Genomic DNA, 11,716 nt, shown 5'->3' with positions numbered 1-11,716 from the left:
GGTCATCATGTCCCCATCGACGAGTCGTGCGTCCGTCCCGTCCGCCGTGCTGTGCGGTGCCGCCGCGCTGCTGATGGTCCTCGGCCGCACCGTCCCGGCGTTCGCGGACCTGCAGACAGTCGTGTGGCTCGGCGTCCTGGCGCTGCTCGTCGCGGCGTTCGTCGCGGCGGTCGGTGCGCGGCGAGACCGGCGACACTCGCGGTGACGGGCCCGCTCCTCGCGCAGCACGCGGCCGGTAGGGTCGGGCACGTGATCGACATCGTGGCGTCCGGGGTCCTCTTCGACATGGACGGCACGCTCGTCGACTCGACCTCGGTGGTCGAGGGCGCGTGGGGACGCTTCGGCGCCACGCACGGCATCGACCCGCGGACCATCCTCGCGTTCTCGCACGGACGTCAGACGATCGACACCGTGCAGCACTTCCTGCCGGACCTGGCGCCTGACGAACAGCACCGGCTCGCGCAGGAACTCGTCGCCGACGAGGTCGAGAACACCCACGGCATCGTGGAGGTCCCGGGCGCCGCGGCGTTCGTGCGCCGCCTGGTCGACGCCGGCGTCCCGGTCGCCCTGGTCACCAGCGCACCCCGCGACCTCGCGCTCAACCGGATGCGCGCCGCCGGGGTGCCCGTGCCGGATGCGATCGTCACGTCCGAGGACACCGAGCGGGGCAAGCCGCACCCCGAGTGCTACCTGCGCGGGGCTGAGCTCCTCGGGCTCAGCGCCGACCAGTGCCTGGCGTTCGAGGACGCGCCCGCGGGCGTCGAGTCCGCCCGTGCCTCGGGAGCGACGACCGTGGTCGTGGGGCCGCTCGAGTCGACGGTGACCGAGGGCCTCGCCCGCGTACACGGCTTCGACGGAGTCGAGGTCACGGCCGAGGGCGCCGCTTTCCGCATCCGCGGCTGAGCAGCCCCTGCGTCCTGCGAGCACGTCCAGTGCTCCGGGACGACCGTGGTGTGCGCACCCGGAGACCCCGGCGTGCGGAAGGAGTCACCATGGCAGCCCTCGACGGCAAGAAGATCCTCGTCATCGCGACGAACTACGGCGTGGAGCAGGACGAGATCGTCGTCCCCACGGACCAGCTGCGGGAGCGCGGCGCGGACGTGACGGTCGCTGGACAGGAGTCCGGCTCGATCGCGACCCTGGTCGGCGACAAGGACCCGGGCAAGCAGGTCGACGTCGACACCACGTTCGACCGTGTCAGTGTCGCGGACTTCGACGCCCTGGTCGTCCCCGGTGGCACGATCAACGCCGACACCATCCGCCAGGACGCAACCGCCGTGGCGCTCGTGAAGGACTTCGCCGAGGCCGGAAAGCCGGTCGCCGCGATCTGCCACGGGCCGTGGACGCTCATCGAGGCGGGTGTGCTGCAGGGGAAGACGATCACGTCGTTCCCGTCGCTGCAGACCGACGTCCGCAACGCCGGTGCCGAGTGGGTCGACCAGGAGGTCCAGGTCGACGGCGGGCTCATCACCTCGCGCAACCCCGATGACCTGCCGGCGTTCGTCGACGCGATCGAGTCGGCGCTCCGCTAGGCAGGACGCACCGGCACGGGGCGGGCCGTGCGGAGCACCGCGGGTCCGAGGGTGAGCACACCGTCGGACTCAGGGTCGCACCGCACCCCGCCCCGTCCGCGCATGGCCCGGAACGCCCCGGCGGCGATCTCGTGGTCCATCCACGCGCACGGGTTCGCCGGACGGTACCCGCGGAACCGCACCGCGCCCGACCCGGTGTCGAGCGAGAACGGTTCACCCCGGAGCGCCTCGACGTCCGCGCCACGCAGGAACACGTTGCGCCGCGTGGCGACGGGATCGACGTCGACGTCGAGTTCCCGGCCGACGGCGTCGAGCCCCTCGAGGCCGATCACCGTGACCGAGGCGTGCACGTGCGCCCGCGCCGCGAAGTAGCGGTCGCCCACGATCCCCAGGTCGGCCCGCAGCTCGATGCGCTCGCGGCGCTCGTCCTCCTCGGCGGGGAGCGCCCCGTCGGCGGGCCGTCCCGCGTAGCGGTGCCGTCGGGAGGTCAGGAGCAGGGCGACCTCGACGTCGAGCCGGAACGGCAGCAGCGGCGACCCGGCCACGTCGTCCCCGTTCGTCACGTCGCCCACGCTAGCGGGGCCTCCCGTCCGCTCCCTGCCGTGTCCGATTCCCGCCAGTCGCCGCCGGTGGCGCGTGCCAGGCTGGACGCATGACGCACCCCGGAGCCGACACGCTGCACGACGAGCGACACCGCATCGCCGCGTCGCGCGACGCCCGCTTCGACGGCCAGTTCGTCACCGCCGTGCACTCCACCGGCATCTACTGCCGGCCGAGCTGCCCGGCCCGCACCCCGCGGTCCGACGGCGTCACCTTCTACCGGACCAGCGCCGCAGCGCACCTGGCCGGGTTCCGTGCGTGCAAGCGCTGCCTGCCCGAGGCGACGCCCGGCAGCCCCGAGTGGGACCTGCGCGAGGACGTCGCCGGTCGGGCCATGCGGCTGGTCCTCGACGGGGTCGTCGAGCGCGAGGGCGTGCCCGGCCTCGCCGCGCGCGTCGGCTACTCCGAGCGGCACCTCAGCCGGATCATGACCGAGGAACTCGGTGCCGGTCCGAAGGCCCTCAGCCGTGCACACCGAGCCCAGACCGCGCGGACGCTGCTGACCTCGTCCGACCTGCCGATCGCGGACGTCGCGTTCGCAGCGGGGTTCGCGAGCGTGCGGCAGTTCAACGACACGGTGCGCGAGGTCTTCGCCGTCACCCCGACCGAGCTCCGCGCCCGACGTCGCGTCGCGCCGACGCCGGACGGCGGGCTGCACGTGCACCTGCCCGCGCGGGCACCGTTCGACGCGCAGGGGCTGCTCGACTGGCACGCGCTCCACGCCCTGCCCGGGCTCGAGCAGGTGGGGGTCGGCGACGACGGCGTGGTCACGTCGTACGCGCGGGTGGTCGACCTGCCGGGAGGCCCTGGCTGGTTCCGCGCGTCGGCTGCCGTCCCGGACGCCGCCGGTCGCGGCACCGGGCTCGACCTGGTCGTGCGGGTCACGGACCTCAGCGACCTGCCGACCCTGGTGTCGCGAGTGCGGGCCCTGTTCGACCTCGATGCCGATCCGGTCGCCGTCGACACCGTCCTGGGGGGTGTCCCCGAGCTCGCGCCGGCGGTCGCCCGGGTCCCCGGGATCCGGCTGCCCGGCGCGGTCGACGCGCACGAGGTCGTGTTCCGGACCCTGATCGGCCAGCAGGTCTCGGTCGCGGCGGCCCGGACGGCGCAGACCCGGCTGGTCGCGGCACTCGGCGACCCCGTCCCCGCGGCGATCGCCCCGGACGCCCTGCGCTTCCCGCCCGCTGCGCGGATCGCGGCGGACGGCACCTCCGTGCTGCGGGGGCCGACTGCCCGGGTCGACACCATCCTGCGCGTGGCGGCAGCGCTCGCCGACGGGTCGCTCGTCGTCCACGGCGGGCAGTCGCTCGACGAGCTGCGGGACGGGCTGCTCGCCGTCAAGGGCATCGGCCCGTGGACGGCCGACTACGTCGCACTGCGCGTGCGGCACCACCCGGACATCGTCCTCCACAGCGACCTCGCGGTCAGGAACGGTGCACAGGAACTCGGGCTGCCCGCGACGGCCCGCGAGCTCTCCCTATGGTCGGGACAGGTGGCCCCCTGGCGGAGCTACCTCACGATGCACTGCTGGCGGCCGATCGTCGACCGCGCCACGGCGGCTGCTCGCGCTGCCCACACGCTCTCTCGGAAGGACACCCCATGACCGACGCCGTGATCTCCACGCTGCAGACCCCCGACGGGTCGTTCACCGTGCTCGAAGACGACCAGGGCCGGGTCCTCGCCTCGGGCTGGACCGACTCGTTCGACCGGGTCGTCGCCCGGATCCCCGCTCGGCACCGACCGGTCACCATCACCGAGGGGACGGTGACCTCGGCGGACGCGGTCGACGCCTTCTACGCGGGGGAGATCGAGCACGCGATGCAGGTGCCCGTGCGCCAGGTCGGCACCGAACTGTTCGAAGCTGGCTGGCAGGCCCTCCGGCAGATCCCCGGCGGTACCACCCTGACGTACACCGAACTCGCGGCGGCGATGGGTCGACCGGACGCCGTCCGGGCAGCGGCAAGCGTGTGTGCACGCAACGCTCCCGCCCTGTTCGTGCCGTGCCATCGCGTGCTGCGCTCCGACGGGTCGCTCGGCGGGTTCGCGTGGGGGCTCGACGTCAAGCGCTCCCTGCTCGAACACGAGGCGGTGGGCTCCGGCGCCCTCGTCTGAGTCCGTCTGTGCCTGTCCGAACCCGTCTGTGCCTGTCCGAACCCGTCTGTGCCTGTCCGAGCCCGTGCCGGGCGTCCGCTGACCGCGCGCTGTGTCTGCCCCTGGAAGCGGGGGCAGACGCGCGGCGTCGGGACTGCCACACTCGAAGCAACCGACAACCGCAGGATCAGACCCGGCAGGGCCCGTGGCAACGCAGTTGTGTGCACCACGAAGGACTCCATGCTCGCTCAAGTCGACCGGACGGTCGTCTCCGCTGACGGCACCGTCCTCAGCGTGTCCGAAGCGGGAACCGGTCGGGCGGTCGTGATCGTGGGCGGTGCGTTCGACCATCGCGGTACGCCGTACCTCGACCGCGTCGTACAGGCGCTGGCCACCGACCACCGGGTCGTCACCTACGACCGCCGTGGTCGGGGGAGCAGCGGTGACACCACCCCCTGGAGCATCGAGCGCGAAGCCGACGACTTCCGCGCCGTCACCGAGAGCATCCAGTCGCCGGTCACCGCGCTGGGGATCTGCGTCGGCGTCGGCGTGGTCCTGCACGGCATCGCGGCGGGTGCCCCCGTCGACGGCGCCCTGCTCTGGGAACCGCCGTACCGCGCCAGCGTCGACCCGCACGCCGAGGACGTCGTCTTCGCCGACCTGCTCGACGAGCACATCGCCAGTGGGCGTCGCGGCGCTGCCGTCCGCGCCTTCCTCGCCCAGGTCCTCGACGTCCCGATGGGGCAGATCGCCGGCCTCCGCCTGAAGCCGACGCTGTGGCGGGCACTGCTGGCCGATGCGCACGTGCTGGCCCGCGACGTCCGGATGCTCAACGGCCTGGCGATCCCCGAGCGTGCCCTCGCGTCGGTCGGGGTCCCGGTCCTCGTCGCGTCCGGCACCGACTCGCCGAACTGGATGGGCCCCGCAGCCCGCGCCGCTGCCGAGGCGATCCCGGGCTCCGAGCACACCGTGGTCCCCGGGCAGGGGCACGTCCCCGACCCCGACGCCCTGCACGGGTTGCTCGCCCAGGTCCGGACCGCCCAGCACTGACGCCTGCCTGCCTGCCTGCCGCTCGCCGCCCGCCGTCGCTCGCTGCGTGCGAGAGGATGGGGGCGTGAGCGCACCCCGACTCGGACTCCTGCTGGACGTCGACGGCCCCATCGCCAGCCCCGTCACCCGCACCATCGCGATCCCGAGCATCATCGCCGACCTGGTCGCGCTGGCTGCCGAGGGCATCCCGGTCGTGTTCAACACCGGCCGCAGTGACGCCTTCATCCGCGAACAGGTGGTCCGGCCGCTGCTCGACGGCGGCCTCGCCGCCGGGGGTCGCGTGCACGCCGTGTGCGAGAAGGGTGCGGTGTGGTGCTCGATCGGCCCGCAGTACCCCGACGGCATGGGCGAGATCGAGGTCGCCGAGGACCTGGCGCTGCCCCGCGACTACGCCGACGAGATGCGTGACCTGGTCCGGAGCGACTACGCCGACCTGGTCTTCTTCGACGAGACCAAGCGCGCGATGGTGTCGATCGAGCAGCGCGTCGAGGTGCCGAACGCCACGTACCTGGCCCGCCAGCCCGAGTTCGACGCCTGGGCGATGGCCGCCCTCGAGCGCCGAGGGCTGGGCGTCCGGCGGCTCGACGACGTCCGCGCCGACGCCGACGGTGCCGTGCAGTGGCGCATCGACCCGACGATCATCTCCACCGACGTCGAGTCGATGCGCAGCGGCAAGGACCTGGGGGCTGAGCGGTCGCTCGAGCTGCTGGCCGAGGACGGCGAGCTCCCCGTGGCCTGGCGCACGATGGGCGACTCGCGGAGCGACTACGCGATGGCGGACTGGCTGCACGCGAACGGGCACGACGTCGCCCACGTCGACGTCCGTCCGGCCGACGGGGTCCCGGTGACGCCGTACCCGGTGCTCACCGCTCCCGAGGGCGTCATCCACGACGAGGCGGGCGCGCGGTACCTGGCCGACTGGCGCGCGGGGCGCTGAGGCGAGCTTCAGCGGTCCGCGTGCGGTGCGGCGGGGACGAGGCGGGCCTCCCGTCGGGTTCCGGAACGGAACCACCGTCCGTCCGGACGCACAGTCCGCGCGGACGCACCGTCTGTCCGGACGCACCGTCTGTCCGGACGCTTTGCGTGACACGGTGGTACACCAGTACCCTTCCGGGGTCCACCGCCAGCCGATGACGGGATCCACCCCATGGCAACGAAGCTCCGCACGAAGTCGATCGAGGCCTCCCTCGCCGACGCCGACGAGCAGGGTCGCTCCCTCAAACGCTCCCTGAAGACCTTCGACATCGCCGCGATGGGCATCGCGGTCGCGGTCGGTGCGGGCATCTTCTCCGTCGGGGCGAACGCCGCCGCGAACTTCGCCGGCCCCGGCGTCATCGTGTCGTTCCTGCTCGCTGCCGTCACGTGCGGGTTGGCGATCATGTGCTACGCCGAGTTCGCCTCGACGATCCCGGTCGCCGGCTCGGCGTACACGTTCACCTACGCCACGATGGGCGAGCTGCTCGCGTGGATCGTCGGGTGGGACCTGATCCTCGAGACCCTGACGGCCAGCGCCGTCATCGCGAAGTACTGGGGCATCTACCTCAGCACTGCGTTCGACGTGTTCGGCGTCACCCTGCCGAGCACCATCGCGATCGGCCCGATCGGCTTCACGTGGGGCCCCGTGCTCATCGTCGGCGTGTTCACCGCGCTGCTCGCGTTCGGCACCCGCCTGTCGAGCCGCGTCTCGGCGGTCATCACGGTCATCAAGGTCGCGATCGTGGTGTTCGTCATCGTGGTCGGTGCCTTCTTCGTCAAGGCCGCGAACTTCACGCCGTTCATCCCACCGGCCCAGCCGTCGAAGGGTGCCGAGGGCAGCGTCTGGACGCAGTCCCTCGTGTCGTGGGTCACCGGGTCCGAGCCCGCGCAGTACGGCGTCTTCGGGCTGCTCGCCGCGGCGTCGCTGGTGTTCTTCGCGTTCATCGGCTTCGACGTCGTCGCGACCAGCGCCGAGGAGACCGAGAACCCGCAGAAGACCCTGCCCCGCGGCATCTTCATCGGGCTCGGCATCGTCACCCTGCTGTACGTCGGCGTCAGCATCGTCATCACGGGCATGGTGTCGTACAAGCAGCTCGCACAAGAGGAAGCGCCCTCCCTGGCGTCCGCCTTCGACCTGGTCGGCCTGCCCTGGGCCGCTGGCATCATCGCGATCGGCTCCCTGATCGGCCTGACGACCGTGGTCATGGTGCTGCTGCTCGGCCTCTCCCGCATCGTGTTCGCGATGAGCCGCGACGGCCTGCTGCCCCGCTGGTTCTCGGTCACGAACCCGAAGACGCAGACCCCGGTCCGGGTGCAGGTCGTCGCCGGCATCGTCGTCGCGGTCCTGGCCGGGTTCACGGCTGTCGACAAGCTCGAGGGCATGATCAACATCGGCACCCTGTCGGCGTTCGTGCTCGTGTCGATCGGCATCATCGTGCTGCGGAAGTCCCGCCCGGACGCACCCCGCTCGTTCCGGGTGCCGTTCTCGCCCGTGCTGCCGATCGTCTCCGCGGTGCTGTGCTTCTGGCTGATGCTCAACCTCGAGGTCGAGACCTGGCTCCGCTTCGTGATCTGGCTCGTCATCGGCTTCGCGATCTACTTCGGGTACAGCCGCCGCAACAGCCGGGTCGGGCGCGGCCTGCAGTAGGGCCCGCCCCGCGGCCGGCCGGCCGCCGGCCCGGCCCGCCGGCCCGGCCGCCCGGTGTCGGGTGCGTTCGCACAACCAGAAGCAGCTCGCGTCACGTGATCCCGTGGCGCGAGCTGCTTTCCGCTGTGCGAACGCCCGCCGCCCGCCGCCCGGAGCCAGCCCCGAGGTCAGGCCCCGACGACGAGCAGCACGCCGAACGCCAGCATCACCAGGGCCACACAGCCGTCGAACACCCGCCACGTCAGCGGCTTCTCGAACAGCGGCCGCAGCAGCCGACCGCCGAACCCGAGCGCGCCGAACCACAGGCAGCTCGCGGCAACGGCCCCGAGGGTCCACCACCACCGGTCGTCCACCCCCTGCTGGTTCGCCACGGAGCCCAGGAACACCAGCGTGTCCAGGTAGACGTGCGGGTTGGCCCACGTGAAGACGAGCATCGTCAGGACCGCGGCGCGCATGGCCGGGGCGGTGCGGCCGGCACGGTCGTTCCGAACGGCCCGTCCTGCCTCGTCCGCTCGGACCGGAGGCTCGGCCCGTGTCGTCCGCGTCGGCTCGGCATCCGCGGTGGTCGCGCCCACGGCTTCGCGCCCGCCGGCGGACGTCGCACCCCCGTGCGACGGGGTGCGATGTCCGCCACGGGAGGCGACGTCCACCACCGTCGGCACTGCGACTCCGGCGCCCACCGCGACGCCCGCCGGCACGGCGACGCCGTCGTCCTCGGCGGTGACCCGGATCGCGTCGCCCGACGGCCGGAGCGCCCGCCGGGCAGCGAGCACGCCGTACGTCAACAGGAAGGCAGCGCCCACGAACCGGATGACGACCAGCGCGACGGGGAACCGCTCGACCACGGCACCGACGCCGAGCACCCCGGCGAGGATCAGCACGGCGTCGGACACCGCACACACCAGCACGGCGGCGGCGACGACACGCAGTCGCGCCGAGACCGCGAGCCGAAGCAGGTAGGTGTTCTGCACGCCGATCGCGACGATCAGGGCGAGGCCGGTGCCGAGACCGGAGAGAGCGGGGAGCAGCACGTTCACGTCCTCGACGGTAGGAGGTCGACGCGATGCAGTACAGCTCATGTTCTTGACGTACCGTAAGATCAGCTCATGCTCCGGTTCCAGCGGGAACACCTCGAGACCCTGCTCGCCGCCGTCGACCTCGGTACGTTCGACGCGGCCGCCCGAGCCCTCTCCGTGACGCCGTCCGCGGTGTCGCAGCGCATCAAGGCCATGGAGTCGCAGGTCGGTCGCGTGCTCCTGCAGCGGGTGACCCCGATCGTGCCCACCGCCGACGGCGCCGTCGTCCTGCGGCACGCGCGGCAGGTCCGGCTGCTCGACGAGGAGACGGCGCGGACCCTCGGCGCGAGCGACGGGGCAGCAGCGGGCGACACTGTGCCGTCGATCCCGCTGGCGGTCAACGCGGACTCGCTCGGCACGTGGTTCCTCGATGCGCTCGCCCTGGTGCGTGCCGACACCGAGGTGGTCTTCGACCTGCACCGCGAGGACCAGGACCGCACCGCCGAGCTCCTGCGCTCCGGCACCGTGATGGCCGCGGTCACGGCGGAGTCCGATCCGGTGCAGGGGTGCTCGTCGGTGCTGCTCGGCATCGACCGTTACCGGGCGGTGGCCTCGCCGGCGTTCGTCGACCGCTACCTGGGCGACGTCGTCTCCGAACGCCGGACCCTCGAGCAGCTCGACCGGGTGCCCCTGGTGGACTACGACCACGACGACGACCTGCAGCAGGGGTTCCTGCGCCGTGTCGTCGGGCATGCCCCGCGGGCTCCGCGGCACTTCGTCCCGACGTCGGCGGACTTCGCGCGGGCCGTCACGCTCGGCTTCGGATGGGGCCTGCTCCCCGAGGCGCAGTGCCTCGACGGACTGCGCGACGGGACCCTCGTCGAGCTCGTCCCGGGGCGCCGCGCGGACGTCGCCCTGTGGTGGCAACGCTGGAACCTGGCGTCACCCCTGCTCGAGCGCGTCACCGAGGCCGTCCGGGCCACGGCGCGCGACCGGCTGCACCAGGCGCGCTGACCGCGAGGGTGCGCACGCAACGCAAGGGTGCGCGCGCACCGGGACCGCGCGCGGGCGGCGCCTCAGGCCCTGGCCCGCCAGCGGAGCCCGTCGACCAGCACCGCGACCAGGTGCTCGCTCTGCTCGGCGGTCGGTGCGCCGTGGCACAGGTCCGCCACGGCGCGGAGCAGCAGCGGCGCATCGAGGTCGTTCCGGATCGCGCCCGCAGCCGAGGCGGCGTCGAGCAAGCGGGTCAGCGCTCCGCCGAGCCGGTCGATGAACCACGGGTGCAGCCCCTCGAAGGCCGGGTCGCCCGACTGCATCGCTGCCGCGAGCCCGCGCTTCGTCGCCACGAACCGGGTGAAGCGCTGCAGCCACAGCGCGAGCGCCTCGTCGGGCGCGTGGGTGGCGCTCAGTTCGTCCGCGGCGTCGGCGCACTCCTCGACTGCCTGGCGGAACACGGCGACCACCAGGTCGGAGCGCTGCGGGAAGTGCCGGTAGAGCGTGCCCACGCCCACGCCGGCCCGGTCGGCGATCACCTTCGCGGGCGCGTCGACGCCCTGCTCGGCGAACACCTGCCGTGCGGCGTCGGTTACTGCGCCGAGGTTGCGGCGGGCGTCAGCGCGCACGGGGCCTCCAGGTCGGGGGTTGCGGAAACGGAAAGCTGTTCCGTATAGTTCCGGAAGAGCGTTCCACTTCGAGCCACCATACGGCACCGACCGCGAGCGCGCCACCGACAGGAAGGCATCCCCATGCACCACCGCACCCTCGGTCGCACCGGCGTCCGGGTCAGCCCGCTCGCGCTCGGCGCCATGATGCTCGGCACGGACGGCAGCATCGGCAACGGCGACGAGCAGGACTCGATCCGCATCGTGCACCGCGCGCTCGACGCCGGCATCAACCTCATCGACACGGCCGACCGGTACTCCCAGGGCGGCTCCGAGGAACTCATCGGCAAGGCACTCAAGGGCCGCCGCGACGACGTCGTCCTCGCCACGAAGTTCAACGGTCCGATGGGGGAGGACCCGAACCGCCGCGGCAACTCCCGACGGTGGATCATGCGCGCGGTCGAGGACTCGCTCCGCCGCCTGCAGACCGACCACATCGACCTGTACCAGGCGCACCGGCCCGACGACACGGTCGACCTCGAGGAGACGCTGTCGGCCCTCACCGACCTGGTCCGCAGCGGCAAGGTCCGCATGATCGGGTCGTCGGACTTCCCCGCGTCGATGCAGGTCGAGGCGCAGTGGACGTCCGAGCGTCGCGGTCTCGAGCGCTTCCGGACCGAGCAGCCGACGTACTCGATCCTGAACCGCGGCATCGAGCGCGAGGTCCTGCCCGTCGCCCAGCGCCACGGCATGGGGGCCCTGGTGTGGAGTCCGCTCGCTGGCGGGCTGCTGACGGGTCGGTTCCGTCGCGGGCAGCAGAGCGACCTGGCCCGCGTCGGCATGTTCCGCCACAACCAGGACGAACGGCGCATCGACGCCGTCGAGCAGGTCGTGGCGCTGTCCGAGGAGACCGGCATCCCGATGACCCACCTCGCGCTGGCCTTCGCGATCGCGCACCCCGGCGTGACCAGTGCCCTCATCGGTCCGCGCTCGATGGAGCAGCTCGACGACCTGCTCGCCGGTGCCGAGGTCGCGCTGTCCGACGAGGTCCTCGACCGCATCGACGCGATCGTCCCGCCGGGCACCGACGTGGGCCGGCTCGACCAGCAGTACAACCCGCCCGCGGTGCTGCAACCCGAGCTCCGCCGACGTCCACTGGCCGGGCGCTCCGCCGCCTGACAGCACGCAGCTGCGTTCCGGCGC

At 72.7% G+C, this 11,716-nt stretch carries 13 protein-coding genes; 10 read left to right on the top strand and 3 right to left on the bottom strand.

The annotated features are described in order from the left end of the window. Positions 1-7: 7 nt before the first annotated feature. The 3 genes from BIU90_RS07360 to BIU90_RS07350 all read left to right on the top strand — a co-directional run bounded on the left by BIU90_RS07360 (position 8) and on the right by BIU90_RS07350 (position 1,532). Complete coding sequence (locus BIU90_RS07360; protein ID WP_139195160.1) at positions 8-205, top strand: hypothetical protein; 198 nt, start codon at positions 8-10, stop codon at positions 203-205. A 44-nt stretch (positions 206-249) separates the two neighbouring features. Next, the gene (locus tag BIU90_RS07355; protein ID WP_071299781.1) at positions 250-903 is read left to right on the top strand and encodes an HAD-IA family hydrolase; all 654 of its coding nucleotides are present in this window, start codon (positions 250-252) and stop codon (positions 901-903) included. Positions 904-992: 89 nt separating this feature from the next. Beyond that, entirely contained in the window at positions 993-1,532 is a 540-nt protein-coding gene (locus BIU90_RS07350) for a type 1 glutamine amidotransferase domain-containing protein (protein ID WP_071299567.1), read from the top strand. Here the strand turns inward: BIU90_RS07350 and BIU90_RS07345 are convergent. Continuing rightward, the gene (locus BIU90_RS07345; protein WP_254786971.1) at positions 1,529-2,095 is read right to left on the bottom strand and encodes a molybdenum cofactor biosysynthesis protein; all 567 of its coding nucleotides are present in this window, start codon (positions 2,093-2,095) and stop codon (positions 1,529-1,531) included. The genes BIU90_RS07350 and BIU90_RS07345 overlap by 4 nt on opposite strands. A gap of 89 nt (positions 2,096-2,184) precedes the next feature. Between BIU90_RS07345 and BIU90_RS07340 the strand changes: the two genes are divergently transcribed. From BIU90_RS07340 to BIU90_RS07320, 5 genes are all read left to right on the top strand, one after another. Next, positions 2,185-3,735: an AlkA N-terminal domain-containing protein gene (locus BIU90_RS07340; protein WP_071299566.1), complete on the top strand. Its 1,551-nt coding sequence runs from the start codon at positions 2,185-2,187 to the stop codon at positions 3,733-3,735. Further along, positions 3,732-4,244, top strand: coding sequence for a methylated-DNA--[protein]-cysteine S-methyltransferase (locus tag BIU90_RS07335; protein WP_071299565.1), 513 nt, complete (start codon positions 3,732-3,734; stop codon positions 4,242-4,244). The genes BIU90_RS07340 and BIU90_RS07335 overlap by 4 nt, the downstream gene beginning before the upstream one ends. A gap of 219 nt (positions 4,245-4,463) precedes the next feature. Continuing rightward, the gene (locus tag BIU90_RS07330) at positions 4,464-5,273 is read left to right on the top strand and encodes an alpha/beta fold hydrolase (RefSeq protein ID WP_139195159.1); all 810 of its coding nucleotides are present in this window, start codon (positions 4,464-4,466) and stop codon (positions 5,271-5,273) included. Positions 5,274-5,337: 64 nt separating this feature from the next. Then, positions 5,338-6,210: a hypothetical protein gene (locus BIU90_RS07325; protein ID WP_083403777.1), complete on the top strand. Its 873-nt coding sequence runs from the start codon at positions 5,338-5,340 to the stop codon at positions 6,208-6,210. 210 nt (positions 6,211-6,420) lie between these two features. Further along, positions 6,421-7,896: an amino acid permease gene (locus tag BIU90_RS07320; protein WP_071299562.1), complete on the top strand. Its 1,476-nt coding sequence runs from the start codon at positions 6,421-6,423 to the stop codon at positions 7,894-7,896. A gap of 167 nt (positions 7,897-8,063) precedes the next feature. On the opposite strand, the gene BIU90_RS07315 is transcribed toward BIU90_RS07320, so the two are convergent. Beyond that, the gene (locus BIU90_RS07315) at positions 8,064-8,933 is read right to left on the bottom strand and encodes a LysE/ArgO family amino acid transporter (RefSeq protein ID WP_139195158.1); all 870 of its coding nucleotides are present in this window, start codon (positions 8,931-8,933) and stop codon (positions 8,064-8,066) included. Positions 8,934-9,002: 69 nt separating this feature from the next. Here BIU90_RS07315 and BIU90_RS07310 point away from each other — a divergent pair, with 69 nt between their 5' ends. Then, positions 9,003-9,926, top strand: coding sequence for a LysR family transcriptional regulator ArgP (locus BIU90_RS07310; RefSeq protein ID WP_071299560.1), 924 nt, complete (start codon positions 9,003-9,005; stop codon positions 9,924-9,926). A gap of 62 nt (positions 9,927-9,988) precedes the next feature. On the opposite strand, the gene BIU90_RS07305 is transcribed toward BIU90_RS07310, so the two are convergent. Then, complete coding sequence (locus BIU90_RS07305) at positions 9,989-10,534, bottom strand: TetR/AcrR family transcriptional regulator (protein ID WP_071299559.1); 546 nt, start codon at positions 10,532-10,534, stop codon at positions 9,989-9,991. Positions 10,535-10,657: 123 nt separating this feature from the next. Here BIU90_RS07305 and BIU90_RS07300 point away from each other — a divergent pair, with 123 nt between their 5' ends. Continuing rightward, entirely contained in the window at positions 10,658-11,692 is a 1,035-nt protein-coding gene (locus tag BIU90_RS07300) for an aldo/keto reductase (protein WP_071299558.1), read from the top strand. The last annotated feature ends 24 nt before the right edge of the window (positions 11,693-11,716 follow it).

Origin of the sequence: Curtobacterium sp. MCBA15_001 (assembly GCF_001864835.1) — a bacterium.
Taxonomy (GTDB): Bacteria; Actinomycetota; Actinomycetes; order Actinomycetales; family Microbacteriaceae; genus Curtobacterium.
This window is presented reverse-complemented; position numbering and strand designations above follow the sequence as displayed.

Coding starts and splice junctions, on each gene's coding strand:
- BIU90_RS07340 (WP_071299566.1), top strand. CDS start 2,185: ATGACGCACCCCGGAGCCGACACGCTGCACGACGAGCGACACCGCATC.
- BIU90_RS07360 (WP_139195160.1), top strand. CDS start 8: ATGTCCCCATCGACGAGTCGTGCGTCCGTCCCGTCCGCCGTGCTGTGC.
- BIU90_RS07320 (WP_071299562.1), top strand. CDS start 6,421: ATGGCAACGAAGCTCCGCACGAAGTCGATCGAGGCCTCCCTCGCCGAC.
- BIU90_RS07330 (WP_139195159.1), top strand. CDS start 4,464: ATGCTCGCTCAAGTCGACCGGACGGTCGTCTCCGCTGACGGCACCGTC.
- BIU90_RS07335 (WP_071299565.1), top strand. CDS start 3,732: ATGACCGACGCCGTGATCTCCACGCTGCAGACCCCCGACGGGTCGTTC.
- BIU90_RS07350 (WP_071299567.1), top strand. CDS start 993: ATGGCAGCCCTCGACGGCAAGAAGATCCTCGTCATCGCGACGAACTAC.
- BIU90_RS07310 (WP_071299560.1), top strand. CDS start 9,003: ATGCTCCGGTTCCAGCGGGAACACCTCGAGACCCTGCTCGCCGCCGTC.
- BIU90_RS07300 (WP_071299558.1), top strand. CDS start 10,658: ATGCACCACCGCACCCTCGGTCGCACCGGCGTCCGGGTCAGCCCGCTC.